Raw genomic sequence first — 26,860 nt, forward strand, 5'->3', positions numbered from 1 at the left:
AGCGGCGGCCGGCCGGACACAGCCTCGTCAGCCGTCGCCGGGCGGTATGGCGGCGGCCGGGTGGTCGCAAGGACCGGCAGCGGAGCCGGAGTGCCGTGGAGATCCAGTGGTCTTGGCTCTTCCGATTTTTGGGCGGTGCGCTCTACGCGCCCAAAATGCGAAAGCAAGCCGCCCACATGGCGGGACTGAAGATCGTTGCGGCCCTGAGTGCCCTTATTGAGGCGCGATAAGGGCACTCAGGGCCGCAAGGATCTTGAGCACAGACAGCGAACGGCCGCTGCGGACGGCGATATCGAAAATGGGCACGACGGCGCCAGCGCGCCGGAGTGCCGTGGAGATCCAGTCGGACTCGGCTGTTCCGATTTCCGGGCCGTGCGCTCTACGCGCCCAAAATGCGAAAGCAAGCCGCCCACATGGCGGGACTGAAGATCGTTGCGGCCCTGAGTGCCCTTATTGAGGCACGATAAGGGCACTCAGGCCCGCAAGGATCTTGAGCACAGACAGCGAACGGCCGCTGCGGACGGCGATATCGGAAATGGGGCACGACGGCGCCTGCGCACCGGCCTCAAGCCGACGTGAGCGGAAGAGCCGAGATCACGCGGCACCGTCGGTACCGGGGGCTCTTGCAGTCGGCCGACGGCACCCGCGCCGATGATCCGCCGCTGACGCGACACCGGCCGCGTGTCGGCGGCGCGCATCCGGTCGACACGGGCGTGCGTGCGTGGTGCCGTCCCGCCGGTCCGGCTCTTGGGCCAGCCCTCCACAGACGCGCGTGGCGGCCACCAACCCGAGCGGCAGATTCTCCGGTCTTCGATGCCGGCTCTTGCGGCCGCCCAAGCGCAACGGCACCACCCGACCGCCGCTGACGCGACTCCAGGACAGCCGTTACGCGCGGCCGCTGCACGAGCCGGCCGCTACCAGCGCGAGTTCTCGGCATCGATGCCAGCCTTTGCCGCCACCCGGCAGCAGCAGCACCAGACCGGCGCTGACGCGGGATTCGGCACTGCTGAGTTCTCACGGTTAGGGCGAGCGCGCGTCAGAGGCGTCTATATCAATATATATCGGGCGCTGAGTGCCTGCGCTGCCCGTGCTGCCTGCGCCGCCCGTGCTGCCCGTACTGCCTGCGCCGCCCGTGCTGCCCGTGCTGCCTGCACCGCCCGTGCTGCCTGCACCGCCCGTGCTGCCCGTGCTGCCTGCACCGCCCGTGCTGCCCGTGCTGCCTGCGCCGCCCGTGCTGCCCGTACTGCCTGCGCCGCCCGTGCTGCCCGCGCTGCCCGTGCTGCCTGCGCTGCCCGCGCTGCCTGCGATGCCCGTGTCGAGCGAGACGACGACGGGCAAGTCGGGAGGAGCAACCGACTCCGCGGGCAGGTGGAGGGGTCTCTCCGCCGCTGCCGGATGGGCAACAGAGTCGGGAGCGACTCTGTTGCCCATCCGGAGGCGCAGGGGCGAGGTTCGGGCGCAACTCGCCCGAAATTTCGTGACTTTTGAGCTTCGCGGTCAGGCCCAGCGTGGGCCACTGCGCGGCATCGGGCTGCTATGCAGACCTGTGCGACGTGCTGGTCGGCGGCGGCGTGCTGGCCGACGGCGACGTGCTGGCCGACGGCGACATGCGCTCCGCCTCGGCATGCCTGTCTGATGGTGGCGCGGGGCGGGTTGACTCCGGTGCTGTTGCCTCCGGCGGCCCTCCGGGGGGAGCGCTCCGGCTCCGCGGCAACCGAAAGCACTTTCAGCTGCGCTGCTAAAGCCTGTCTGTGGTCGGGTTTCGAGTGGCCTGTCTGCCCCGTCTGTCATCGAACCGGGCAGAGCCGAGCAGATCATCGGCAGGGCCGCCAGCCTTGGTCTGATTGGTACCGGTTCGGGGTACCTCACGAGTCTGCTGGTCACGCTGGGCGCGCCGGGCTCAGGTCTCGTGGGTGGGCGCGTGCCTCTGGTCGCGCCTGGTGGTGTCGGTATCTGCCCGTTGGTGGCGGCCCTGCCGATGATCTGCTCCCCGAAGGGCGGGTCGATGGCAGACGGGGCAGCCAGGCGGTCACCTTTGTGTGCTGCGCACACGACATCAAGGTCAAAGGCAGGGCGGCGCGGCGGGGATATGGGTGAAATGTGAGGAAACAGCGAGAGTGGGAGGCGTCAGGTGAGGCGTGTGCACGCTATTCGGGGCGAATGACGTGCACATGCCTCACCTGGCCGTTGATCTATCGACTGTTGGCGGTTGATTTCGCCGGCAACGCGCCAGAAGCAGGGCGACTTGCCCGATATTTCCGACAGATGCCGGGCCCTCCCAGGCAATAGCCGAGCGACCGGCACGGCACAGAGGCGGGAGCGGGCGATCCAGATCACCGCGAAAACGGGGAATCGGCATTTATCGCGATTTAAGGGTTAGCGGAAGCCTCCCATCAGGCGGCGGAAGAAGCCGCCCTCAGGGGGTAGGGCCGGGCCGGTGAGTGGTGGGGTTGGGGCGCGGCGGGCGATCGGGCGGTCGTAGTCGGTGTGGGCGATGGCGTCGACCGCCTGTTCGGGGGTGAAATGGTCGGAGCCCTCGATGACCGGTACGAAGCCGACAAGCACGCCGTTGCGGAGCACCTGGGCCTCCAGGCCGGCGGTGCCGTCCGTGTCCCAGATTGCCTCGCGGCCGTCGGGGAGGTTGATTCTGACGCCGTACTGGGTCTGGCCGGCGCGGGCGAGCTGCAGGTGTGCCGGCACACCGCGGGCCCGGAGCTGGTCGACCGCCCATCGTGCTCTGTGTTCGTCCACCCCCCGGACCGTAACGCAGGGTGCTGAAAGGAAACTGTAGATCTACGTGGCCCGGACGAACGCGGTGACAGTGACGCCGTCGCTCAGTTCGCGGATCAGCGCCTCGATGTGGTGGTCGGGGGCGGGGCTGGCGGTGTGCAGGACGAAGCCGGCGTTCGGGTCGATGGTCCAGCCGAGCGCTGTGGCCCGGTCGTCGGTGGCCCAGCCGGGGAGCGCTCCTGGCGGGTTCTCGCCGGTCAGTGTGTTGAGCGCGATGAAACGGTCCATGCACGGCTTGGAGCCGTCAAGCTCCAGGTACAGGTCGTGGGACGGGCCGGGGACGGCGTAGCGCAGGTCCGGGGTGAGGCAGTCCGGGATGACCACGTGTGCGCGGGCCAGCGCGCCGGTGAGCGAGATCGTGCCGCGGTCGGCCGGGTAGGCGCGGGCGTCCGGGCCGGGGCCGGACGCCCGGGACAGCGCGAACAGGATGCCGACGATCAGCACCGCGACCACCGCCACAGTGGCGAGCGCGGTGGCTCTTTCCGGTGTTGCGCGTACCCCCATGATCTTCATAGTGCCGCATGGCGGGCCTGTTGGTGTGTGCGGCGTGGGGGGATCAGGTGGAGGAGAAGAACGCCCACAGTTCGGCGGTGGCGTCGAGCGCGCTCGACGGCGGGTCCAGATCGAGCAGGAGTTCCGCACCGGGTTTGGCTGCGGAGCCGGGCCACTGGTGGCCGGCGCCGGCCACCGTGATCAGCCCGGCGCGGCGGCCGGACGCGCAGTCGGCAATCGAGCGGGTGACCGAGCCGTCGACTGTGACGGACGGCGGGGCGCAGTCGTCGCGCGCCTGCCACTGCGCGTGCAGTTCCGGGATCGGCGGGCCCTCGATGACGACGTCACGTTTCCCGTCGCTGCCGTCGTACGGGATGGTGCGGTCCGCGTCGCCGTGGATGTGCAGCACGGAGATCGGGTCCGGGGCCGGGCAGTCGCCGGTGCGGGTGGCCGCGACCGGGCCGATCGCCGCGAAGACGCCGTGGGTGTCGCAGGCCAGGCGGTAGGCGAGCATCCCGCCGTTGGAGATGCCCGTCGCGTAGACGCGGGCCGGGTCGGCGCCGGGCACGTCCGCGACCACCGCGGTGATGAACGCGACGTCGTCGACGCCGTCCCGGCCGGGTGCGCCGCAGCACTCGCCGCTGACCGCCCAGGCCCGGTTGAGGCCGTCGGGATACGCGACGAGCACCCCCTCCCGGTCGGCAAGCGCGTCCCAGCCGTACGTCTCCTGCGCCTGCCGCCCCGAGCCCGCGCCACCGTGCAGCATGACCACAAGCGGTGCGGGGCCGTCGGGCAGGCTCGCGGGCCGGTAGAGGCGGTAGGTCCGGTCGCCGATCGTGCGTTCCTCGGTCGTGCCGGCGTCGCCGTCAGGGGCGCTGCAGCCGGTGAGCAGCAGGATCAGGACCAGCAGCCGGGTCAGCGGGGCCATGACAGCCCGAGCCGAGGGAAGACGTGGGACAGCACGGCGTCGTAGTGGTCCGCCCAGTTCATGCCGGGCAGGTCGGCGATCGGGGTGAAGACCATCGCGGCGCCCTCGTTGCACTGCACCTGGTCCTGGCCGGCGGTGGTACGGCCGAGGAAGATCGCGTACCTGGTGAGTGTGCCGGGGTCGCGGACGGACGCGGCCGTGCCCTGCCAGATCGGTTCGAGGTCGCCGTCCGCGCGCAGGCCGGTCTCCTCCTCCAGCTCACGCACGGCCGCCTCGGCCAGGGACTCGCCGTCCTCGACCGCACCGCCGGGGAAACACCAGCGGTGCGGCGCGACAGTCGTGTTGCCGTCCCGCAGCTGCAGCAGCACGCGGTCCCGCGGGTCGCGCAGCACCACACCTGCGACGGTCAGGGAGATCTCGCTCATGGTCACGAGCGTACGAGTGCGACCTCGTCGAGGAAGGCCCGGAACCGGGTCCAGCTGCGTGCGTCAGCCTTCGGCCGGTACATCGGGATCTCCGGCAGCGTGAACGCGTGCGGCGCGCCCGCGTAGCTGACGATCTCGAAGTCCACGTCCGCGTCGCGCAGTTCCGCCTGGAACGAGACGACGTCGGCGTCCGGCACGACCGGGTCGGACGCGCCGGTCAGGATCAGGAGCGGGGTGGCGATCGCGGCCGCGTCGGACGGCTCGTGGGTGATCAGCGCGCCGTGGAACGAGACGACGCCGGCGAGAGCGGCCCCGGTCCGGGCGAATTCCAGCGCGGCCGACCCACCGAAGCAGTACCCGATCACCACGATCGCCGAGGCGTCGACCCGCGGGTCCGCGGCGAGCACGTCGTAGGCGGCCTGCACGCGGGCGCGCATCAGCGGCAGGTCGCCGTAGAACTTGCCGGCCTCCGCCTGGCAGTCCTCCTGCGAGGTCGGCCGGACGCCGGCGCCGTAGAGGTCGGCGGCGAACGCGACGTACCCGAGGCGGGCGATCATGTGGGTGCGCAGGCGGGTGTACTCCTGCGGCCCGGTCCAGTCGTGAAGCACGAGCACCGCCGGGCGCGGGCCGTCCACTGCGGCGTCGACGGCCAGGTAGCCCTCGAGCGCCACCCCGTCGTGCGCGTAGTTCACGACCTCGTCCGACAGCTCCCCGTCGAACGGCACGGTCTCCAGCAGCGCGGCATGCTTCTCAGAAAAGGTGATCACCCGAGCCACCCTAGGCGGTCGCCAGGTCCAGGTTGGCCCCGGATCCGGCCGGATGCGTGCGGAGCCACTCGGACAGCGGGCCGGGCATCGCGATGCCGTACCCCTGGGCGTAGTCCACGCCGATCTCCTGCAACCGCAGCAGCGTCGCCTGGTCCTCGACGAACTCCGCGACAGTGGACAGCCCCATCTGGTGCCCGAGGTCGTTGATGGTCCGGGTCATCACCCGGTCCAGCTCGTCGCGTTCCAGGTTCTTGATGAACGCGCCGTCGATCTTCAGGAAGTCGACGGGCAGGTTCTTCAGGTAGGTGAACGAGGACAGCCCGGTGCCGAAGTCGTCGAGCGCGAACCGGAAGCCCAGGTTGCGCAGCTGCGAGATGAACTCGGCCGCCGCCCGCAGGTCCGTGATCGCCACCGACTCGGTGATCTCGAAACAGATCAGCTCCGCCGGGATGCCGGAGAGCGCCAGCTGCGCCTGCACGTAGTCGGTGAACTCGGCGTCGCCGATCGACGGCCCGGACAGGTTGATCGACCAGTGATCGCCGATCGTGCCCTCCGGCGCCGCCGCCGCGTAGCCGTGATAGTGCGCCGCCAGCACCTCGAACGCGTGCGCCACCACCCAGCGGTCCACGGCCGGGAGCAGGTCGTACCGCTCCGCCGCCGGCAGGAACAGGCCCGGCGGGACGATCTTGCCGTCCTCGGTGCGCATGCGCAGCAGCAGCTCGCCGAACTGGTAGTCGCCGTCGTGCACGCGCGCGCCGGGCACCCGGGCGATCGGCTGGTAGAACAGCTCGAACCGGTCGTCCCGCAGCGCGGTCACCAGCCGGCCCGCCCAGTCCATCTCCTCCTGGTGCTTGGCCAGCGCCGCGTTGTCCGCCCGGTACAGCTCCACCCGGTCCCGGCCGCGCTCCTTGGCCGTGTAGCAGGCCGCCTCCGCCGCGATGATCAGCTCTTCCGGCCCGACCGCGAGCGGCGTCACCGGCACCACGCCGATGCTTGCCGTCAGCGCGACCGCCTGGCCGTCGACCTGGAACGCGAGGTCCGCGACGGCGCGCCGCAGCCGTTCCGCGACGGCCGCGCCCGCGTCCGAGGCGGCCGGGAGCAGCACCGCGAACCGGTCGCCCCGCAACCGCGCCACCTGCGCGTCGTCACCGGCCAGACCGGAGATCAGCTCCGCCACCCGGCGCAGCAGCTCATCGCCCTGGGTGTGCCGCCCGGCCTCGCTGATCAGCCGGAAGCGGTCCAGGTTGGCCATGCACAGCGTGCGCGGCTCGGTCGCGGACACGGTGATCGCCTCGGCCAGACGGCGGTCGAAGCCGGCCCGGTTGAGCAACCCGGTGAGCGCGTCGTGGCTGGCTTGGTGGGCGAGCTCGTCGGCGGCGGCCTTGCCCATGTCCTGCGCGGACTCGGTCATCCGCCAGTTGGCGATTGCGGCCGCACCGGCGCCGGCGATGAACAGCGCGTGGATCGCGGCCCACTTGATCGGCTCGGCGGTGGCGGCGTCGTGCGCGTAGACGTCGTGCGGCGCGAAGACGCCGACGACCGCGTGCTCGACGAGCACGAACCCGGTGGCAAGCAGGAACGTGATCCACTCCTGGTAGAGGACGATCACGAAGAGCATGACGAAGAAGTGGAAGTGCGCCTCGGTCTGACCGTCGGCCAGCCCGACCAGCACCGCGGACGAGCCCATCAGGCCGAGCGTGGTGATCGACGCCCGCCAGCGGCGGGACAGGCCGCGGTAACCGCCGAGCGCCACCGCGACGACAAGCGGGAACACGATGACGAGCGCGTCCGCCGGGTCGCGTCCGCGCAGCACGCCGTAGACGTAGAGGGCGACCGCGTGGAGCCCGAGCACCCACAGGATGGCGCGATGCCGCCGCTCCCAGGCTTCTCCGGGAAGCGGCCGCCCCTGCGGCAGCACGGACCGCACGGCCCGCAGCCAAGCTTTCAGCACGTCACTCCCATCGGCCGCCCTCCCCAGAACCTGAGACCCACCACACCACAAACCATCAGGGGGTACGGGCCGGAAGCGTGAATACGATCGTGGTGCCGCCGCCCGGGGTCTCCTCAGCCCAGATCCGCCCGCCGTGCCGCTGCACGATCCGCAGGCAGGTGGAGAGCCCGATGCCGTGCCCGGTCGCCTTCGACGGTTCGACCATTGCGAACATGTCGAACACCCGCTCCCGGTGCTCCTGCGGAATGCCGATGCCGTTGTCCGCGATCCGGATCAGCACGCCGTCGCCGGTCTCCTCGCCGCTTACCTCGATCACCGGCAGGCGGTCCGGGTGCCGGTACTTGATCGCGTTGCCGATCAGGTTCTGCAGCAGCTGGCGGGCGAGCGTCGGGTCGCAGTCCACCGAGGGGAGCGCGTCGGCGCCGCGTACCGTGGCCTGGTTGTCCCTGATCGTGGTGCGCAGGTCCACCATGGCGTGGCCGAGCACCTCCGCGACGTCGGTGGGCCGGCGGACCGTGGGCGCGTTCCCGACCCGCGCGTAGGTGAGCAGCGCCTGGATCAGCCCCTGCATACGGATCACCGACCGCGAGGCCGTGCCGATCCAGCCGCGCGCCTGCTCGTCAAGCTGCCCGCTGTAGAGATCGGCCAGCAGTTCCAGGTAGCCGGCGACCACGGCCAGCGGCGACACCAGATCGTGGCCGGCGACCGCGGCGAAGTGGGTCAGTTCGGCATTGGAGCGCTCCAGATCAGCGACCGTGGCGTTCAGCGCGGTGTGCGCGGCGTCAAGCGCGGCGAGGTGCGCCCGGTCCGCGGTCACGTCAGTCATCGCCACGACCGCGCCGAGCGGGATACCGTCCGCGGCAGTCATCCGGCGGCCGGTCACGGTCACCCAGCGGGCCGGGCGCCCCGACGGCTGGATCACCATCTCCGCGTGGTCGACCGCACCGTCCCGCAGCGCCCGCAGCACCGGGATGTTCTCCGAGGTCAGCGGGGTGCAGCCGTCCGTCTCGAAGAGCGCGTACGACGCGGACAGGTCGTCTTGGTCGATCGAGCCGTCCGCATCAAGCCCGTGCCACTGCGAGGCGGCACGGTTGAACAACGTCAGCCGCCCGAACGGGTCGACCGCCACGATCGCCACGTCCACGCTGTCAAGCACCGCGTCGAGCAGCTGCTGCCGGCTCTCGATCTCGCGCAGCGCGCGCTGCGCCACCGCGCGCGCCGCGTCCGCCTCCGCGGCCAGCTCGGTGCGCATCCGGGTCTCACGGCGGCGCTCGAACAGCGCGAGGATCACCCCGGCCAGGTCCTCCAGGCGGGCGACCTGCTCGCCGGCGAGAGTGCCCGGCCGGTCGTCGAAGACGCAGAGCGTGCCGAGCGCGTGCCCCTCCGGCGTGACAAGCGGAATTGACGCGTAGAAGCGCACGCAGGCCCGCAGCCCGGTCACCCACGGATTGTCCCGGTAGTCCGGGTGGACGCCGGCGTCCGGCACCACGACCGTGCGGCCCTCGATCAGCCGGATCGCGCACATCGACTCGGTGCGCGGGGAGTCCGCACCGTCGAAGCCGGTGGTGGTCAGCTGACACTGCCGGTTCTCGTCGATCAGGTTGAGCGTGGCGGTCGGCACGCCCGCGACCAGGGCGGCGACGCGGACCACGGCCTCCAGCTCGTCGTCGGCGGGCGCGTCGAGCAGGCCGTACTCGTGCAGCGCGGCCAGGCGCAGCCGCTCGTGGTCCTCGCTCATGCGAGCACTGTCGGCAGCGCGGGCGTTGAGCTGAGGCGGTGGAGCCGAACACGACTTCGGTGAACACGTAACCCATGTGTGTCGGCTGCTGGACACCATGCGTCACCGTCTGCTGGGACCATTGCGCGGTTCCACAACAGACCTGTCACTCACCGCCGACTTTGCGAAGAGGCCTCGGCCATGTCCGATTACACACCCCCGCCGTCCAACCCTCCCCCGCCTCCCCCGGCGAACAATCCCCCTCCGGCGTACGGCGCGGGCGGTGCCGGTGGCGGCCGGCGCCGGGCCACCTGGATCACCGTGGCGGGCGTGATTCTGCTGCTCCTGCTGTTGCTGCTCCTGCTGGCCTTCTGCCGCGGCGGCGACAACGACCCGGTGGCCTACCCACCGGCCTCCCCGACACCCGGCGTCACCACCGGCGCGACAGGCACACCGGGCACCCCGGGCACCTCGGGCACGCCGGGCACCTCGGTCACACCTGCCACGCCCGGCACGACCACAGGTCCGCCGGCCGGCCCGACGCCGACCTCGACCGTCCCCGGCGGCTACCCGGGCACGTCGGGCCAGCCCTCGACGCCGGTCAGCCCGACCGGCAATCCCACCGGAAGCCCCACAGCGAACCCCACCGCAGGCCCCACGGGTACGCCGACCGGCGGCCCGGCAGGTAATCCCACGGGTGTTCCGCCGACGTCGGGTCCCGGTGGCGGCAGCACGGTCGCGCCCTACCCGAGCGGCGGCCCGGACACCGGTGTGGGTACGGCCGGTGGCGGCATGAACGGCACGTTGCTTGCCGGTCTGGTGCTGCTGGCGGCCGCCGGTCTCGCCACGATCGCCGCGGTTCGGCGCCGGCCACGCACCTGATCGGACGCACGTGACCACCGAGGTACGGGCACGGCTGCGACCCCGCATGGCGGTGGTCGCGGCCGTGCTCGCGCTGGCCGGCACCGCGCTGACCGTCCAGGGCGCCCGCCAGGAGGCCGCGGCGGACACGGCCGAGTCGGCACGCACGCACGCGACCGGCTACCCCGAGTCTCCCGGCCCCGAGTCGCCCGGCCCCGAGTCGCCCAGCCTTCAGCCGCCCGGCCCTCAGTCAACCGGCCCTCAGTCAACCGGCCCTCAGTCAACCGGCCCTCAGTCGACCGGCCGCGAGCCGCCCCGGGGCGCGCCGTCGGAGGCGACAGGTAGGACGGGCGTGGTACCGGCGCCGACCGCGTCCGGTGGAGGCGATGACGGCCGGGCCGCCGTCCCCGCCCTGCCCGCGACCGGCTCGCCCGCCGCGCGTCTCGGCGGCGCTCCACGCCTGACGGTCCTCCCCCGCAGCCTGCCCGCCACGCTCGACATCCCGTCGATCGGTGTGCACGCGCCGCTGCTCTCGCTGGGCCTGAAGCCGGACGGCACCGTCGAGGTCCCGCCGCTGACCGGCCGCGCCGACCCCGGCTGGTACCGCCACTCCGTCACCCCTGGCGAGACCGGCCCGGCCGTGATCCTCGGCCACGTCGACTCGATGGAGACCGGCCGCGGCGTCTTCTACCGGCTGACCGAGCTGACCCGGGGCGCCGAGATCCGGGTCACCCGCGCGGACGGCTCCACCGCCGTGTTCGCGGTCACCGGCCTGGAACGCTATCCGAAGGCCGAGTTCCCGGCCGCGCGCGTCTACGGCCCGACCGACGCCCCGACGATCCGCCTGGTGACCTGCGGCGGCGCCTACGACCAGGTGACCCGCACCTACGTGGACAACGTCGTCGTCTACGCCACCGCCCTCCCTGCCACCAGCGCCGCGCCGGAACAGGGTGAGCGGCCGGTCCACTGACTCCTTGGGGTCTTCTCAGCAACAGGCGACGATGCTGGCAGGGAGGAGCGCAAGCGACGACCGTTGCCCGCGGGAGCAAACGGGCAGTTACCACGACGGATGTGGGAAAAAGGTCTCAAGGCATTTGACCTTGGGAAGTAGATGGGTATCCGCCCATCCGCGGACGGGGAGACCGTAACGTGAGCGGGGATGCGTTGGGGTCTTCGGGGGAAAGGGGAGTTCCATGAGTGAGCAACATCGGGTTGTCGTCGTGGGTGCCGGGTTCGGCGGGCTCTTCGCCACGAAGGCGTTGAAGCGCGCGGACGTGCACGTCACATTGATCAACGGAACCACCCATCACCTGTTCCAGCCGCTGCTCTACCAGGTGGCCACCGGGATCCTGTCCGAAGGGGAGATCGCGCCACCGGTGCGGGAGATCCTGAAGAAGCAGGAGAACGTGGAGGTGCTGCTCGGGTGGGCGCACGAGGTGGACGTCGAGCGGCGGATAGTGACCGCGACCGCGACCACCGGGATCGAGTACCAGGTGCCCTACGACTCGCTGATCGTGGCGGCGGGGGCGTCCCAGTCGTACTTCGGTAACGACCACTTCGCGGAGAACGCGCCGGGCATGAAGAGCATCGACGACGCGCTCGAGCTGCGTGGGCGGATCTTCGGCGCGTTCGAGATGGCGGAGCTGGAGACCGATCAGGAGGCGATCGACCGCTGGCTCACGTTCGTCGTGGTCGGCGCCGGGCCGACCGGTGTGGAGATGGCCGGGCAGATCGCCGAGCTGGCGCACCGCACGCTGCCGGGGGAGTACCGGAGGATCGATCCGAAGCGGGCGCGGGTGATACTCGTTGACGCGGTCGACGCGGTGCTGCCGAGCTTCGGCGACCACCTGTCCACTCAGGCGCTGCGGCAGCTTCACAAGATCGGCGTCGAGGTCGAGCTGGGCACGAAGGTGGTCGGCGTCGACGAGGGCGGCATCGACGTGGAGACCGCCCGCGGCGCGCAGCGCATCGAGGCCGCCACCAAGATCTGGGCCGCCGGGGTGGCCGCGCCGCCGCTTGCCAAGAAGCTCGCGGAGGCCGCGGGCGCGGAGACGGACCGGGCCGGGCGCATCCTTGTCAACCCGGACTGCACAGTTCCCGGCCACCCGGAGATCTTCGCGCTCGGCGACATGATGTCGCTCAACCGGCTGCCCGGCGTGGCCCAGGTCGCCATCCAGAGCGGCCGGTACGCCGCCGAGACGATCAAGCGCCGGCTGGCGGGCAAGCCCGCGCAGGAGCCGTTCAAGTACCACGACAAGGGAAGCATGGCCACGATCTCCCGGTTCTCGGCCGTGGCAAGCACCGGGAAGATGCACTTCACAGGCGTCCTCGGCTGGTTCATGTGGCTTGCCGTGCACCTGCTCTACCTGGTCGGCTTCAAGAACCGGGTGTCCACGATCGGCCACTGGTTCGTCTCGTTCGTCGGCAACGGCCGCTCGGAGCGGGTGACGACCACGCAGCAGGTGGTGGCGCGCAGCGCGATCCGGCGGCTGGGCCTGCTTGACACGTCCGTCCCGGCGAACGAGGGCGTTCCCGCGCCGGTCGCGGTCTCCAAGCTCGGCTCCCCGGTCGCCCGCGGCTGACAACCTCCGGGTGGGCGGGCCGCGGGGTCCGCCCACTACCGTGGACGTATGAGCGATGATCTCCACGTCTCCGACCGGCTGGTCATCCCGGCCGCGGAGCTGAGCTGGCGGTTCTCCCGCTCGAGCGGGCCGGGCGGCCAAGGCGTCAACACCACTGACAGCCGCGTCGAGCTGAGCTGGGACGTCACCGGGTCCGCGGTCCTGCCCCCGATGCTGCGTGACCGCGCGATCCAGCGGCTCGGCGCCCGGCTGGTCGACGGCGTGATCACCATCGTGGCGTCCGAGCAGCGGTCCCAGCTGCGAAACCGCGACGCCGCCCGGGCGCGGCTGGCCGAGCTGATAGCCCGCGCGGTGGCGCCGCCGCCCCGCCAGCGCCGCGCGACGAAGCCGACGAAGGGCTCGGTCGAGCGGCGTCTGACGGCCAAGAAGCAGCGCGGGGCGATCAAGCGCGGCCGCCGCGGGGACTCGGACTGACCACGGCTTCCAGGCGCGGTGCCGGCCGGCCCGGTGGACCGCATCACTGATCACGCGTCGTCGAGCACCTCGGCGATGATCCGGCGCTGCACGGCGGCCTCGGCGCCGTCCGGGTCGTGCACCTCGGTGAGGACCAGCACGGCCTTCCACAGCGCCCAGCCGCGCGCCCGCGCCCACGCGCCGTCGTCCTGGCCGGCCGCCATGCGGAAGGCCCGGCGGGCGTCACCCGTGAACACCGTGTAGGCGATCACCAGGTCGCACGCCGGATCGCCGACGCCTGACGTGCCGAAGTCGATCACCGCGGCCAGGCGGCCGGCCCGGAGCAGCAGGTTTCCGGGCGCGATGTCGCCGTGGAACCAGACCGGGACGCCGGTGAAGGCCGCGGCGAGCGCGTCCTCCCAGACCGCTGTGGCCCGCACGGTGTCGATCCGGCCGGTCAGGCGGCGCAGGCAGCGGCGGGTTTCGTCGTCGTAGTAGGCGGGCGGGGCGCCGCGGTGCCAGCTGTGCGCGCCGGCGGGCGGGCCGTCCGCGGTGTCGCAGGCCTGGAGCGCGCGCACGAACCCGGCGACCTCCTCCGCGAAGACAGTCAGGTCGGGAGGCCGGACCGCGAGCGCGGTCTCGCCGGGCAGCCAGGAGCGGACCGACCAGGGGTGGGGATAGCCCTCGCCCGGCCGCCCCACGCCGAGCACGGACGGGATCGGCAGTGGCAGCTGCGGCGCGAGGCGGGGCAGCCACTCGTTCTCCTTGGCGACCGCGGGGACGTACCCGGCGGCGGTCGGCAGGCGCACGCTCATCGCCTCGCCGAGCCGGTAAGTCCGGTTGTCCCAGCCGTCGACCGGGACCGGCGTGATCGGCAGCCCGGCCCACCGCGGGAACTGTGCCGTGAGCAGCCGTCGCACAAGTGCGGCGTCGATGCCGGCGCGACCGTCGATCACTGACGGGCCGCCACCCGGGCGCCGGGCGCCACGGACCGCGCGGCGACCACGATCACGGCGGCCAGCAGGACCGGGATCAGCAACGCCACCCGCAGGCTCGTGGTGGCGGCGACCCCGCCGATCAGCACCGGGCCGGCGAAGAAGCCGAGCCAGCCGATGCTTGCCGCGCGGGCGATGGCACGGGCGGGGCGATCGGGGTTGCGGGCGCCGGCGGCGGAGAAGACCTGGGGCGCGATCGAGGAGAGGCCGGCGCCGAGGAAGCCGAAACCGATCACGCCGGCGACCGGGTGGGCGATCAGCAGCCCGAGGGCCAGTCCGGCCGCGGCGAGCAGGCCACCGGCGCGCACCACCGCGACCGGGCCGTAGCGCGCGGTCAGCGGGTCACCGGCGAGGCGGCCCACAGTCATCGCGGCGAAGAACGCGGCGTAGGCGCCGGCGGCGAGCGCCGGGGAACCGCCGAGCGTCTCCCGGACGTAGACGGTGCTCCAGTCCGCGGCCGCGCCCTCCCCGATCAGCGCGCAGAAGGCCAGGGCACCCAGCAGGAGTACGCCACGCAGCGGGCCGGGATTTTGTCGTACCCCCGTGGCAGGGTGGGGTTGCGGGGTGAACGGGACCGCGACGGCCCAGGCGGCGACGCCGGCGAGCACCACGGCGACCGAGGCGAAGGTGACGGCCGGCCCGGCCCCCGCCGCGGCGAACGCGCCACCCACGGCCGCGCCGAGGAAACCGCCGATGCTGTAGGCGGCGTGGAAGGAGGACATGATTGGCGAGCCCCAGGCGCGTTCGACCTCGACGCCGCGCGCGTTCATCGCCACGTTGAGCGTGCCGTGCACCACGCCGAAGGCGAAGAGGGCGAGGGCGAGGGTGGCCAGGTTCGGTGCGAGTGCGACCGGGAGCAGCAGAAACCCGTCCACGACCGCGACAGGTGTGAGCACCCGGCGGGTGCCGTGCCGGTCGACGAGCGTGCCGACGACCTGCATGCCGACGATCGCGCCTGCGGCAAGCGCGAGGAGTGCGAGGCTGAGCAGGCCGTCGCTGAGGCCCAGGCGCTCCTTGACGGCGGGGATGCGGGCGGTCCAGACGCCGATCAGCGTGCCGTAGAGCAGGAACAACAGCGCGGTGGCGAGGCGGGCTTTCGTCACACGATGAACAATATCGAAGGAGAGGACACAGTGGAGGTCACGCGGGAGCAGGTGCTCGGGTTCCGGATCCGGGCGCAGCAGCTCGGCCGGGCCGCCGGGTCCGGCACGGTCGCGGACACGGCGGTGCTTGACTACGGCGTGCAGGACACCGGGCCGGACGGTGCCGCGTGGGCGTTGACGATCCGCGGCCTGGACGATCACGACCCGCTGAGCATGCTGTGGACGCTTCGTGGCGGCCCGCACCTCTACCGGCGCGCCGACCTTGCGGACGTGGCCGCGGCCGTGGCGCCGTTCTCGGACGAGGACGCGGCAAAGCGCATCTACGACGCGGCGAAACCGTTGCGCGAGGCCGGGATCGGCGCGCTCGACGGGCTCGACCAGGTCGCGGCCGCGCTGCGGACGATCGTCACGAAACCGACCGTGAAGGGTGACGTCTCCGGCCGGTTGAGCGCGGTGCTCGACCCGCCGCACCTGCGGTTCTGCAAGCCGTGCGGCGTCACGCACGCCTGGGAGATGCCGTTCCGGCTGGCCGCGGTCCGGGCCGGGCTGGAGCTGCAGCCGGGCACGTCACCGCCGGTGCTGCAGCGCATCCCCGGCTTCACGAGGCCGGCGCGCACCGTGCCGCCGCGCTTCGACGTGATCCGGTCCTATCTGCGGCTGCTCGGGCCGGCCACGCCGAAACAGGTGGCCGCGTTCCTGGACGCGCCGGTCAAGGCCGTCACCGCGCGCTGGCCGTCCGACGTCACCGAGGTGACGGTGAACGGCCGGTCCGCGTCGCTGCTCACCGAGGACGTGGACGCGCTGGTCCCGGCCACGACCACGCGCCTACTCGGCCCCTACGACCTCTTCGTCCAGGCCAAGGACCGGGACCTGCTGATCGACGACCCGGCGCGGGCGAAGGCGGTGTGGCCGGTGCTCGGCCGGCCCGGCGTGGTGCTCGCCGACGGCGATCTGGCCGGCACCTGGCGCCCCCGCAAGCAGGGAAAGAGGTTCCGGCTGGAGGTCGACCTGTGGGCTCCTGTGGACCGGGCGGCGATCGAGGAGCAGGCCGAGCGGCTGGCCGCCTTCCGCGGCGTACAGCTGACCGGCCTGGACCTCACCGACTAGAACTCACCCGGCCGCGTTCCCGGTGTAGTTCCACGACGCCAGCCGCAGCGCCGGCGCGCGGAACGCGGTGCCGAGCCGGTCCGCGGGCAGCCCGGTCGCGGTCGCTCCCACGCCGAGCACCGCGCCCGGCCCGAGCGCCTGCGGATACGACTGGGTGAACCGCAGGTTCTGCACCGGCCGGGTCACCCGGCCGTCCTCGATCAGCCACAGCCCGTTGCGGGTCAGCCCGGTCATCACGAGCGTCTTCGGGTCGAGCACCCGGGTGTACCAGTTGTCGGTGACCAGCAGCCCGCGCCCGACCTGCGCGACGAGTGCGGCGACGTGCGAGTCCGCCTCCGGGCCGTCGACCTCGTCGGCCGGCTGCCGGGTCGGCGCCTGCAGGTGCAGGCAGGCGCCCAGCACGCCGAACCCGGCGTCGTTGTAGTGCCCGGTGGAGACGCCGCCGGTGAGCGCCGCGGTGTGCCGGTCGTGCAGCACCGCGCGCACGACACCGTCTGCGACAAGCGTCAGTCTGTCCCGCGGCGTGCCCTCGTCGTCGAACGGGAGCCCGCCGCCGCCCGGCCCGAGCGGGTCGTCGAGGAGCGTGATCGCGGGGTCGAGCTGGGCCTCTCCGATCCGGGCGAACGACAGGCCCTCCGCGAAACCGCGCCCGTTGAAGCCGTAGTAGCCGAAGCAGGTCAGCATGTCGGTGACCGCGGCCGGTTCCAGCACCACCTCGTACCGGCCGGGCGGCAGCGGCTCCGGCCGTTCCGACGCCCGCGCCTTCGCGGACGCCCGCGCGCCGAGCCGGGTCCCATCGACCTCGCCGAGGCGCACCGACGCGAACCGGGCCAGGCCGTCGGACGTGCCGGTACGCGCGATGCCGTCCATCGCGGCCTCGGTGGCACCGCCGTCCAGCGCGTGGCCGAGCGTGTTCGCATAGGACGCCCGGACCGTCGTGGTCGACACGTAGCCGGCCGTCTCAAGCCCGCCGGCCGCCCGCACGAAGTCCCGGACCCGGGCGGCCCGGTCCGCGGGCGTGGCACCGGCGGTCTCCGGGTCCTCGTTGCCGCCGCCCGACAATGGCGAGGGCGGCGTCAGGCCCGGCCACGCCCGATCGGCCGGTGCATCGGCAAGCGCGGCGAGCGCCCGCTCGGCAAGCGTCCCGGCATCACGACCTGCCACCGTCACGGTCCGCCCGTCACGGTGCACCCGCAGACGCACCTGATCGGTCTCAGTCGCGACGTTCTGGTGGATCGCGGAGCCGGCGAACCGGGTCAGCCCGCGCGTCGTCCGGCGCACGGTGACCTCCGCCTCCGCGCCCGGCAGCGCCGCCGCCACCGCCTCCACGAGGTCAGACGCGATCATCCCCGCACCCCCACCCGCACGTTCTGGAACCGGGCCGGCGCGGCCGGATGCCCGGTGTGCCCGACCTGCATCGGCTGGCCCTTGCCACAGTTCGGCGTACCCCAGGAGACGACCTCCGAGGAGAGCATGTCCATCGAGCCCCAGAACGACGGGCCGATCCCGGTGTACGTGGGATTGCGCAGCATCCGGCCGAGCCTGCCGCGCTTCACCTCGTACCCGATCTCCGTGCCGAACTGGAAGTTGAGCCGCTTGTCGTCGATCGACCAGGACCGGTTCGTCTCCATCAGGATGCCGTCGTCGGTGGCCGCGATGATCTCGTCGAGCGTGTGCGGGCCCGGTTCGAGGCCGACGTTCGTCATCCGGACCATCGGCAGCGACTGCCACCCGTCCGCGCGCACGCTGCCGCCGTACGGCAGCCCGGCCACGCTCGCCGAGTCGCGGCCCGCCAGCACGCCGACCCAGATGCCGTCCCGGACCGCGTCGCGTGCCACGGCCGGCGAACCCTCGTCGTCGTAGCCGAACGAGCCGAGCGAACCCGGGAGCGTCGGGTCGATCACGATGTTGAGCAGCGGCGAGCCGTACCTGAGCGTGCCCAGCTGGGCCAGGTCCAGCCAGCTCGTCCCGGCGAACGCGGCCTCCCAGCCGAGGATCCGGTCCAGCTCGATCGCGTGCCCGATCGACTCGTGGATCTGCAGCGACAACTGCTCGTCACCGAGGATGAGCGTGGTCTCGCCGGCCGGGCAGAGCGGCGCGGTGAGCAGCGCACGGGCCTCGTCCGCGATCCGCTCCGCGTGCGCGCCCAGGTCCAGCTCGTGGACGAGTTCCCAGCCGCGGGTGCCGTACTGGCCGCGGTGTGAGGGGTAGGAGCGGCGCTGGGTCTCGCCGTCGCCGATCACGGTCGCCCAGATGCCGCCGCCGCACTTGCGGATCCGCTGGTCGATGCGGTGCCCCTCGGACGAAACGAAGAACGTGCTGGTGTCCCAGATCTGGTAGACGCCCTCGGCCAGGTCCGCACCGGCCGCATGCGCGGTCTTGGTGGCGCCGGAGAGCAGGTCGCCCTTGCCGGAGAGCGGGACGGCCAGCGGATCGATCTCGCACCCGCTGGCCCAACTGTCGATCGAGACGGCCGCCGGGGTGAGCTGGACCGGGCGGCCCGGCACGGTCGCGGAGGCCTCGGCGATCTCGGCGGCGATCCGGCCGGCCTTGCGCGCCGCGATGTCCGTCAGGTCGGAGATCGCGTAGAAGCCCCAGGCGTCGCCGACAAGCGCACGCACGCCCAGACCGGCGTCCTCACGCTGGGTCAGCTCCTCGATCTCACCGTTGCGCGCGTGCATCGACTCGTACCGCCGCTGCATCACCCGCACATCCGCATACCTGGCACCGGCGGCCAACGCCGCCTCGACCGCGGACTGTGCCTCGTCGAACTCGCTCATGGACCCCAGGCTATTGGTTCCCGGTGTCGTTCCCGTCCTCCGCCGCGCCCTGATCCTCGGCTCCTTCACCACACCTGTTCATGCTCTCGAGCCGGAAGAAGCCGCCCGGCTTCTTCGGCGGCGTATGCGTGAACTCGACACAGTCCCCCACGTCCACACCCGGAACCTTGCGCTGCACGACGATCTGCTCGAAGCAGTAGTCCGCGCCGGTGTCCGCCTCCACGCAGACCTTCGGGTCGATCGAGATCACCGACCCGGTGCTGGCGAGCGGGGTGGGCGCGCAGGCCGTGAGCGCGGCCCCGGCGAGCGTGAGGGCCAGCAGGCGGGCGACGTGATGTCCAGCGGACAAGGCTTTCCTCTCAGCGACGTGCCACAACGGGCGGATCCGGCCACGTGGACCGGCCCACCGCCGATGATCGTGACCCGGCGGTGTTCCGCAACCCGTCATACGCACGCCGGGGCCTCCACGGATGAGTGCTCGTCCCGGAAATTTCCGCAGACGGTGCGCCTGCACCTGACACTCGTCGTCAGCGGCGGCCGAGGTGGTTCCACGCTGCTGTCCCGGATCCTGCGCGGCCGTCCCGGCCTGCTCACCCTGTTCACCGCGCTGGAGCCGGTCGTCCGCGCTCCCTCCCGCCCGATGACCTGGCCGCCTGCGCCCCGGCATGAAGGCTCTGGGCCTGACCCCCTGACAGCAAGATCAAATGCTTGCTATCCCACACCCGCCGTGGTCCGGCCCGCACGCTCCCGACGCTGTTGCCCATTCACGTCCGGCCGTCTGGGAGCGACGACCGAATGGGCTGGGGCGTGGTGAGTGGTTTGGGCTGGTCGTTATGGTCGCGCAGCACTGCCGTCGTCTCGGCGGCTGGCGGTCGAGGCGGCCGCGGGTCGAAGCGGCCGCGGGTCGAAGCGGCCGCGGTCTGCGCGGTCGCAAAGGCCGGCACCGAGGCCGAGAGTTTCGCAGGTGCGCGGGCCGGTCGCGGCACTCCGGCAGGCCTCAGGCCGGGCATGAAGTCGGAGCCATTACCGGATCCGTATATGTCAGGACGCAGCCGACGCTCATGACCCGGCTCATCTGGAGATCCGCGGTCAGTGTCCAGGTTCGAGCGCTACGCGCCCGACATTTCATCATCTGGGTACCTCCCTCTGCGTTTCGTTCTGACGCCGAAGGGTCAGGAAGGCCCACGTCAAGATCCTTGCGGCTCTGGTGGCCCTTATCGCGCTCGGATAAGGGCCACCAGAGCCGCAAGGATCTTGCATCCCGCTAGATGGACGCGAGATCCCGCACAACGAACCCATCTCGGCGCGGAGCGCCCGAGCTGCCACTGTCTATGGCGCGGCGGCACGCGAAAGCCAAGATCGACTAACCCTTCGGCAGCTCCCGGCTTCGGTGCAAGCCCTTGCGACCACCCAAGGCAAGCTCGACCGGCTTACCCAGCCACGCCCGCTCTCTCGGTGCCCGCCCTTGCGACAGTCCAGACCGCAGCCGCCCAGACCAGCCGCCGCGTAGACGATGACCGTGCTGCCCCCGCAGGCCGCGAGACCGCCGACCAGCCGGAACCACCCGCCAAACTCTCGGCTCGCTGCCAGCCCTTCGATCGTGAGGCCCCAGACCGCCGCACGCGAATGGGCAACAGAGTCGCTCCCGCGGGTAAACCTCGCGTCGGGCTCCGCTGGCGCTTCGCTCGTCGCTCGGAGCCGGTCCCGCGTCACCCGAGAGGCCACACCACCGACGGGTGTCCATAAGCGATACTGCCGGTCATGGCCCGGGACCTCAGCTATGACGACGCCGTCAGACTCCTCGGCGGCGACCACGGCAAGCTCGTCAAGGTACTCGACACGCTGCTTGGCGTCGGCATGCTCGCGCTGGTCGGGCCGTTCCGTGACGTGCTCGGCTGGTTCGACGCCAAGGCCGAGCTCAGCCGGGTCACGGCGGACCTGGTCACAAGGCTTGCGGAAAAGCGGTCGGGTCTGGCCCGCTACGAACGATCGGAGCGCCTGGAAGCCGCGCACGTGGTCATCGCGGTGACCGCGTTCTTCGAGGCGCTCGCGGAGGCCGGCTCGCCGCTGCCCCACGGCGACCTCGAGCTGACGGCCGACGAGCGGACGTCGCTGTCCGGCGGCACGGCCGGGGCGCCCGGTCCGCTGGGCGGCCGGTCGGCGCCCGTGCCCGGCCCGGCGCAACCGCACGAGGAGTTCCTAAACGACCTGTCGGCCTATTACCGCGACGCGGCCGCCACGATCATCGAGTTCGTGCGCGGCCTCGCCGCCTTCGAGCGCCTCGACGAGACGGCCCGGTCCCACGCGTGCGACGCGATCGCCGCGGTGCCACGGCCGGCGCTCGACAGGTACCGGAGTCTGCTCGGCCGTCTGGCGGCCGACTTTCCCGAGGTGGCGTTCTGGGCCGGCCTGCGCGAGCACGCTGCCACCCACGACCGCCTGCGCGCGGTCACCACCGGCCTGGGCGCGCTCAGCGACACGCTTGACGCGATCGCGGCCGGCCGGGTCCCCGACGACCGCCGTCTGGGCCTGGCCCGCTCCTACCGGGCGGCGATGCGCCTGCCGATCGCGCCGTCCGGCGAGATCCCCGCGGGCCTGCGGGTGCCGACGCTCGCCGAGGCCTTCATCCCGCAGCTCCTCCGGGTCGCCGCCGTCACCGCGCGGTCCGCGCTGAGCAGCGAGGACTGGTGGGAGAAGCAGCCGGTCCGGGACGATCTCCTCGCGTTCCTCACCGCGCATCTCACCTCGCCGCACGCGGTCACCGGGCCGCTGCTGATCCTCGGCCAGCCGGGCTCCGGCAAGTCCGTCGTGACCCGGGTCCTCGCCGCCCAACTGCCGCCCACCGACTTCCTGCCGGTGCTGGTAGTGCTGCGCGCGGTCCCGGCCGCCGCGGACCTCCAAGACCAGATCGAACACGCGATCCGGGACGCGATCGGCGACCGGGTCGAGTGTCCGGCGCTGTCCCGCTCGGCCGGCGGCGCGCTGCCGCTGATCATCCTGGACGGCTTCGACGAGCTGCTCCAGGCCTCCGGCGTCAGCCAGACCGACTACCTGCAGCGGGTGGCACGCTTCCAGCGACGCGAGGCCGGTCAGGGCCGCCCGGTCGCGATCATCGTCACCAGCAGGACCAGCGTCGCCGACCGGGCGCAGACCCCGGACGGCACTGTCGCGCTCCGACTCGAGCCGTTCGACGAGCCTCGCGTCGCCGCCTGGCTCGACGTCTGGAACAGGGCGAACGCGGCCCGGTTCGCCGGTGACGTGGCGCCGATCTCGCTTGCGACAGTCATGCGCCATCCGCAACTCGCCTCCCAGCCGCTGCTGCTGCTCATGCTCGCGCTCTACGACGCCGAGGAGAACGCGCTGCGGTCCGCGGGCGAGCTGCGGGCGGACGAGCTCTATGAACGGCTGCTCGCCCGGTTCGCCCTGCGCGAGGTGGAAAAGCTCGCGCACGGGCTGCCGCCCCGCGAGATGTCCCGGCGGGTGGAGTCCGAGCTGCGGCGCCTCAGCGTGGTCGCGCTCGCCATGTTCAACCGCGGCGCGCAGTGGGTCACGCAGGAGCAGCTGGAGACGGACCTGCGGGCGCTGCCCGGCTTCACCGGCGCCGCGCCGGCGAGCGCGGATAACGGGCTGCGGGCACCCCTGCTGGCCTCGGAGCTGGCACTCGGCGCGTTCTTCTTCGTGCACCGCGCCCGCGCCACTCTCGATCTCACCCAGCTGGAGACCTACGAATTCCTGCATGCCACCTTCGGCGAGTTCCTTGTCGCGCGCGTCATCCACGGCATCGTCGCGGAGCTTGTCGCGCGCGAGCGGGTCACCACGTTCCACACCGGCAACGCGGTCGATGATGACCTGCTGCACGCGCTGCTGTCGTTCGCGCCGCTCGCCGGGCGCCGCCAGGTGGTGGTGTTCCTGCGCGACCTGGCTTCCACGCTCGGCGGCGAGGACCGCGCGGAGTGGTCGGACCTGCTGGTCCGCGTCTACCGGTCCGCGCAGATGCCGCGGTCGTCGCGGGCGTTCGGCGGGTACGCGCCGGAGCTGCTCACCGTGCCCGCGCGAGTCGCCGCCTACACCGCCAACCTGCTGCTGCTCATCCTCGCGATCGCACCGGTGACCGCCTCGCGCCTGGCCGCGGGCGACCCGGCCCGAGGGCGGGACTCGACGATCCGCGCCTGGCGTCAGGACAGCAGGCTGTGGCGCTCCCAGGGCATGGCCAGCGGCTTCAGCGCCATGATCGATCTGATCGCGCTCGACCGCATCGTCGACGAGCACGGAAGCCGGGACGTGGCGCTGCGCCTCACCGACACGGTGGTGGCGCCGCCGCGCAGTGTCGATCTGGCGTGGGTGATCCGGGAGATGCCGCCGAAGGGCAGCTCGATGTCGCACCTGCGGCGGGAGGCCCACTTCATCTGCCACGACGATGACGACCTGCAACAGCATCTGAACGATCCGCTGTTCGAGGCGGGGCTCCAGCGGCGCAGCAGCACGGTCGAGCGGCTGGGTGACGGCGGCGCCACGCCGACCGGCATGCTGCTGCGGCTGCTCTTCTCGGAGGAGCTGTCATCCCGGGCGCGCGCGGACGCCTTTGCGCGATGGGCCCCGAGCTCCGGACCGGTGCGAAGACTGCTGCTCGGCGCGCTGGCGGACGATCTTGACCTTGAGCCCCACATGGTGCGGTCGCTGATCGGCCTGTTCAAGAACGGACCGCTCGACGGCGCGCTGGCGCGGTGCATCAGCGCGCACCTCGGCCGGGACCACAGCCTGGACGACACATTGCGCACGCTCGTGCAGATGGCCGTCTCCACGAACGCGGTCATCTGGACCAGGGAGCACCTGGACCTGCTGTTCCGCATGCACGGGGAGGTCTCGCGCGGCATCACGATCGGGGCGGAAGCCGCCGATTTCCTCGTGGCCCGGTTCGCCGCCGCGGATCCCCGTCTGGCCGCCCGCATCCGGGCCCTCGTCAGCGCACCGTCCAGCTGACAAGCGGCGGCCGGACCGTGGCGCAGATCGGGCCGCCCTTCGCATCCGTCAGCCGCAGCCGGGCGACCAGCACACCACCGGCGACCGCGGCCGTCACCAGGTCCGCCCCCGCGTCCGCCGGATGGATCTTCACGCGCCGGAAGCCGTGAAACGCCCCGCCCGCTCCCACGCTCCCCCACGACAGATAGACGAACCGGGCGCCGCGCTTACCGTGGATGAACGGGCCGCCGAAGTCCGGGCCGTCCTTCACCGCCACCTCGGCCTCCCACACCGCCGACTCCGCATCCGCCGGCACGAGCGAGATCACCTCGTCGCGGCGCTGAATGCCGACGTGGACGTTCACATACGCCGGACCGGACGGGTTCGTGTCTGCCACCCGCCCCGGCAGGTCGACGCCTTCGATCCGCAGCAGCATCAGCCCACAATCGCACTCCCGCGGTGTGGAGACACACGACACGACAGCGGGACACGCGACATGACCACGACCACAGCGCGTCGCGCCCGTACGCGCCTAGGCTGATCCCGTGGAGCCCATCGAGATCGACCGGGACGGCACCCGGCTGCACGCGCTCTGGCAGCAGGGCACCGGGACGCCGCTGGTGATCGTGCCCGGCGTGCTTGCGGACGCGAAGAGCTGGCGGCGGGCGGCCGCCGCGATCGACCGGCCCGAGCCGATCCTCGTGGTGAACCGCCGGGGCCGGGAGCCGAGCGGCCCGCTCGGCGACGATTACGGCGTCGACACCGAGGTGCTTGATCTTTTCGCCTGGCTGCACCATCTGAAGGAGCCGGTGCGCCTGTTCGGCTGGAGCTTCGGCGGCCTGATCGCGATCGAGACGGCGAACCGGACCAGGTCCGTCGACCGGGTCATCGCCTACGAGCCGATCATGCGCCCGTTCGGCGCGCACGCGCTCCCGGCGTTACGCGCGGCCGAGGGCGACCCGGACCGCATCCTCGACGTGGCCCTGCGGGACATCGCCGGCACCCCGCCGGAGCAGGTCCCCGCACCGGCCCGGGAGCTGTTGCGCACCTGGGCCGCGCCGGTCCCGCAGGAGACCGCCGCGCTGAACATGTTCGCCCCGGCCTGGGAGGATCTCACCGCCCCGGTCGATCTGATCGTCGGCGAGAATAGCCGGAACACGCCCTACGGCGACACGTTCGACGCCGTCGCCTCGCTGCTCCCGGCCGCGGGCCTGCACGTGCTGAAGGGGCAGGGCCACCTCGCGCACGCGGAGGACCCCGAGGCGCTGGGCGCGACGATCACCGGGCTCATAGCCGCTCGCGCAGCGTGACCCCCGGGTTGAGGTGCTCCCACTCGCGGACCACCTCGTTCGGCACGGCGGCGATGCGGATCCGGTCGCCGCGGACCAGGCGCGGGTACTGCTTGGGGATCAGGTACTCGCCGATGAGCAGGTTGACCAGGAGCAGGAGCACCACTGCGAACATCGCGCTCGGCCCGATCACGTCGGTCCGGCCGGGGCGCGCGATGAGCGACCAGCCGATCCAGGTGAGCGCGCTGACCCCGACCACAAGCATCAGCGGTACGACGACCCGGCTCCGGAACCGCTCGAGCGCGTAGCTGCGCTGCAGCACCTGCGCCTCCGACTCGGTGACCGGCAGGTTCATCACTGCCGTGCCCGCACTGCGCCACAGCGGCAGGCAGGAGATCTCCGCGGTGTCCGCCGCGAATTCCCCGTCGAAGATCGAGCGCGGTGGCAGGTGCAGGTGCGACAGGTCGGTCCGCGAGATGACCACTGTGGCGGTGTCCATGGAATCTCCCTGATCGTCGCGGGAGACCTCACTGTAAGCATGATGAGAGCGGTAGTGCGGCGGATCGGGAGGAGTGGGGGTCGGGCGCGTCCGCGCTGACGCCGTGCGTGCCGAGCGTGCTGACCGGCGCCAACTCGTGCCGCCTAGCGAAGGCGGGCGACCCGCCCCGCCTCTCCTGACGCCCAGCAGACCGGCCCGCGCGCGCAGTCGACCGCGTCGAAGCTACCCCCGTCGAACTCGGTCCAGATCCGCCCACCGTCCCGGCTGATCGAGCTGCCGGTCGGCCCGACGGCCAGCGCGGCGGAACCCGCCCAGGCCGCGCCCGAGCGGTACTCCCCCGGTGGCACGGCCGCGGTCGCCCAGCGGTGGCCTCGCGTCACGGCCGCGCCGCCCGGCGCCGACTCCGGTGTCAGGTAGTCGCCGCCCACGGCCAGCCCGGCGCCGTCCTCCCGGAACGCCAGCGAGTAGATGCCCGCGGACGGCCCGGACGGCACCGGCGTCTCCGTCACCCGCCAGCTGCGGCCGAAGTCGGTGGACGAGAACACGCGCGCGGCGGCCCCGCCACCGGTGGCGAACCAGTAGCGGCCGGCGGACCCCGCGACCAGGCAGGTGCCGCTGGCCGCGAACGCGAACTCGCCCTCCAGCGCGGCCGGCATGCGAGCGGGAAGCACCGACCAGGTCCGCCCACCGTCCGACGTGGACAGGATCCGGAACGCGCCGTCCACCGGGTCGGACAGCGCCAGCCCGTGCCGCTCGTCGGTGAACGCCAGGCAGTCGTAGAACGCGGCCTCGTCCGGGTTGCGGAACGTCTCGGTCCAGCTGCGGCCGCCGTCGGCGGTGCGGTAGACGCGCGACTCCGCGCCGGCGCCGATGGAGAGCGCGACGGCCCGACGCGCGTCGAACGCCTCGATGTCGCGGAACTGCAGCGTCTCCGCGCCGGCCGGGCCGACGGACGCCCAATGCCGGCCGGCGTCGGTGGTGCGCAGCACGGTCCCGGCGCTGCCGCTGGCCCAGACGACCTGCGGCGACACCACGGACAGGCCGCGCAGCCGCGCGGTGCTGCCGGTCTCGGTGAGCTGCCAGGACGGCGTGCTTGGCGCGCCGAGCGTGGACATCGCGACGGCGACGGCGAGAACCGGATTCATGCCGCCGAACCTAACAC

At 72.1% G+C, this 26,860-nt stretch carries 22 protein-coding genes; 7 read left to right on the forward strand and 15 right to left on the reverse strand.

The genetic code is table 11. The features are described from left to right. Positions 1-2,376: 2,376 nt before the first annotated feature. From ACIA8K_RS16630 to ACIA8K_RS16660, 7 genes are read right to left on the reverse strand one after another with little or no spacing between them, the layout of a single operon-like run. The gene (locus ACIA8K_RS16630) at positions 2,377-2,751 is read right to left on the reverse strand and encodes a hypothetical protein (protein WP_396059589.1); all 375 of its coding nucleotides are present in this window, start codon (positions 2,749-2,751) and stop codon (positions 2,377-2,379) included. 42 nt (positions 2,752-2,793) lie between these two features. Continuing rightward, positions 2,794-3,294 carry a hypothetical protein gene (locus tag ACIA8K_RS16635; RefSeq protein ID WP_396059591.1) on the reverse strand — a complete coding sequence of 167 codons (501 nt, stop codon included), beginning with the start codon at positions 3,292-3,294 and terminating at the stop codon, positions 2,794-2,796. A gap of 52 nt (positions 3,295-3,346) precedes the next feature. Then, positions 3,347-4,210 (reverse strand): alpha/beta hydrolase family esterase, encoded by an 864-nt coding sequence (locus ACIA8K_RS16640; RefSeq protein ID WP_396059593.1) that lies wholly within the window; start codon positions 4,208-4,210, stop codon positions 3,347-3,349. After that, positions 4,198-4,635 carry an NUDIX domain-containing protein gene (locus ACIA8K_RS16645; protein ID WP_396059595.1) on the reverse strand — a complete coding sequence of 146 codons (438 nt, stop codon included), beginning with the start codon at positions 4,633-4,635 and terminating at the stop codon, positions 4,198-4,200. Before ACIA8K_RS16645 ends, ACIA8K_RS16640 begins: the two co-directional genes overlap by 13 nt. A 2-nt stretch (positions 4,636-4,637) precedes the next feature. After that, complete coding sequence (locus ACIA8K_RS16650) at positions 4,638-5,402, reverse strand: dienelactone hydrolase family protein (RefSeq protein WP_396059597.1); 765 nt, start codon at positions 5,400-5,402, stop codon at positions 4,638-4,640. Between the two features lie 10 nt (positions 5,403-5,412). Beyond that, positions 5,413-7,353, reverse strand: a complete 1,941-nt coding sequence (locus ACIA8K_RS16655) for a putative bifunctional diguanylate cyclase/phosphodiesterase (protein ID WP_396059599.1) — start codon at positions 7,351-7,353, stop codon at positions 5,413-5,415. Positions 7,354-7,408: 55 nt separating this feature from the next. Beyond that, positions 7,409-9,091 (reverse strand): ATP-binding protein, encoded by a 1,683-nt coding sequence (locus ACIA8K_RS16660; RefSeq protein ID WP_396059601.1) that lies wholly within the window; start codon positions 9,089-9,091, stop codon positions 7,409-7,411. A gap of 309 nt (positions 9,092-9,400) precedes the next feature. Here ACIA8K_RS16660 and ACIA8K_RS16665 point away from each other — a divergent pair, with 309 nt between their 5' ends. The 4 genes from ACIA8K_RS16665 to arfB all read left to right on the forward strand — a co-directional run bounded on the left by ACIA8K_RS16665 (position 9,401) and on the right by arfB (position 12,987). Next, positions 9,401-9,952 (forward strand): hypothetical protein, encoded by a 552-nt coding sequence (locus ACIA8K_RS16665; protein ID WP_396059603.1) that lies wholly within the window; start codon positions 9,401-9,403, stop codon positions 9,950-9,952. Between the two features lie 10 nt (positions 9,953-9,962). Next, positions 9,963-10,901, forward strand: a complete 939-nt coding sequence (locus ACIA8K_RS16670; protein WP_396059605.1) for a class F sortase — start codon at positions 9,963-9,965, stop codon at positions 10,899-10,901. A 223-nt stretch (positions 10,902-11,124) separates the two neighbouring features. Further along, the gene (locus ACIA8K_RS16675) at positions 11,125-12,513 is read left to right on the forward strand and encodes an NAD(P)/FAD-dependent oxidoreductase (protein ID WP_396059607.1); all 1,389 of its coding nucleotides are present in this window, start codon (positions 11,125-11,127) and stop codon (positions 12,511-12,513) included. Positions 12,514-12,561: 48 nt separating this feature from the next. Further along, a complete protein-coding gene (gene arfB, locus ACIA8K_RS16680) occupies positions 12,562-12,987 on the forward strand; it encodes an alternative ribosome rescue aminoacyl-tRNA hydrolase ArfB (protein ID WP_396059609.1) in 426 nt (141 codons plus the stop codon). Positions 12,988-13,037: 50 nt separating this feature from the next. On the opposite strand, the gene ACIA8K_RS16685 is transcribed toward arfB, so the two are convergent. Then, a complete protein-coding gene (locus ACIA8K_RS16685) occupies positions 13,038-13,922 on the reverse strand; it encodes an aminoglycoside phosphotransferase family protein (RefSeq protein WP_396059611.1) in 885 nt (294 codons plus the stop codon). Next, positions 13,919-15,064, reverse strand: coding sequence for an MFS transporter (locus ACIA8K_RS16690; RefSeq protein WP_396059613.1), 1,146 nt, complete (start codon positions 15,062-15,064; stop codon positions 13,919-13,921). Before ACIA8K_RS16690 ends, ACIA8K_RS16685 begins: the two co-directional genes overlap by 4 nt. A gap of 30 nt (positions 15,065-15,094) precedes the next feature. On the opposite strand from ACIA8K_RS16690, the gene ACIA8K_RS16695 reads away from it, so the two are divergent. Then, the gene (locus ACIA8K_RS16695) at positions 15,095-16,171 is read left to right on the forward strand and encodes a DNA glycosylase AlkZ-like family protein (protein WP_396059615.1); all 1,077 of its coding nucleotides are present in this window, start codon (positions 15,095-15,097) and stop codon (positions 16,169-16,171) included. 3 nt (positions 16,172-16,174) lie between these two features. Here ACIA8K_RS16695 and ACIA8K_RS16700 read toward each other — a convergent pair whose 3' ends face one another. The 3 genes from ACIA8K_RS16700 to ACIA8K_RS16710 are packed head-to-tail and all read right to left on the reverse strand — an operon-like array spanning position 16,175 to position 19,300. After that, positions 16,175-17,518 carry a metallopeptidase TldD-related protein gene (locus ACIA8K_RS16700; protein WP_396059617.1) on the reverse strand — a complete coding sequence of 448 codons (1,344 nt, stop codon included), beginning with the start codon at positions 17,516-17,518 and terminating at the stop codon, positions 16,175-16,177. Then, a complete protein-coding gene (locus ACIA8K_RS16705) occupies positions 17,515-18,951 on the reverse strand; it encodes a TldD/PmbA family protein (protein ID WP_396059619.1) in 1,437 nt (478 codons plus the stop codon). The genes ACIA8K_RS16700 and ACIA8K_RS16705 overlap by 4 nt, the downstream gene beginning before the upstream one ends. Positions 18,952-18,961: 10 nt before the next feature. Further along, positions 18,962-19,300: a hypothetical protein gene (locus ACIA8K_RS16710; RefSeq protein WP_396059621.1), complete on the reverse strand. Its 339-nt coding sequence runs from the start codon at positions 19,298-19,300 to the stop codon at positions 18,962-18,964. A gap of 1,412 nt (positions 19,301-20,712) precedes the next feature. Between ACIA8K_RS16710 and ACIA8K_RS16715 the strand changes: the two genes are divergently transcribed. Then, on the forward strand, positions 20,713-23,931 hold the full coding sequence (locus ACIA8K_RS16715; protein WP_396059623.1) for an NACHT domain-containing protein: 3,219 nt from the start codon (positions 20,713-20,715) through the stop codon (positions 23,929-23,931). On the opposite strand, the gene ACIA8K_RS16720 is transcribed toward ACIA8K_RS16715, so the two are convergent. Further along, positions 23,912-24,346 carry a DUF5990 family protein gene (locus tag ACIA8K_RS16720; protein ID WP_396059625.1) on the reverse strand — a complete coding sequence of 145 codons (435 nt, stop codon included), beginning with the start codon at positions 24,344-24,346 and terminating at the stop codon, positions 23,912-23,914. The two genes, ACIA8K_RS16715 and ACIA8K_RS16720, sit on opposite strands and share 20 nt — an antisense overlap. 109 nt (positions 24,347-24,455) lie before the next feature. Between ACIA8K_RS16720 and ACIA8K_RS16725 the strand changes: the two genes are divergently transcribed. Next, on the forward strand, positions 24,456-25,220 hold the full coding sequence (locus ACIA8K_RS16725; RefSeq protein WP_396059627.1) for an alpha/beta fold hydrolase: 765 nt from the start codon (positions 24,456-24,458) through the stop codon (positions 25,218-25,220). Here the strand turns inward: ACIA8K_RS16725 and ACIA8K_RS16730 are convergent. After that, complete coding sequence (locus ACIA8K_RS16730) at positions 25,198-25,698, reverse strand: hypothetical protein (protein WP_396059629.1); 501 nt, start codon at positions 25,696-25,698, stop codon at positions 25,198-25,200. The two genes, ACIA8K_RS16725 and ACIA8K_RS16730, sit on opposite strands and share 23 nt — an antisense overlap. Positions 25,699-25,841: 143 nt before the next feature. Then, positions 25,842-26,843: a WD40/YVTN/BNR-like repeat-containing protein gene (locus tag ACIA8K_RS16735; RefSeq protein WP_396059631.1), complete on the reverse strand. Its 1,002-nt coding sequence runs from the start codon at positions 26,841-26,843 to the stop codon at positions 25,842-25,844. Between the last annotated feature and the right edge of the window lie 17 nt (positions 26,844-26,860).

This window comes from Catenuloplanes sp. NPDC051500 (assembly GCF_044454585.1).
Lineage (GTDB): Bacteria > Actinomycetota > Actinomycetes > Mycobacteriales > Micromonosporaceae > Catenuloplanes.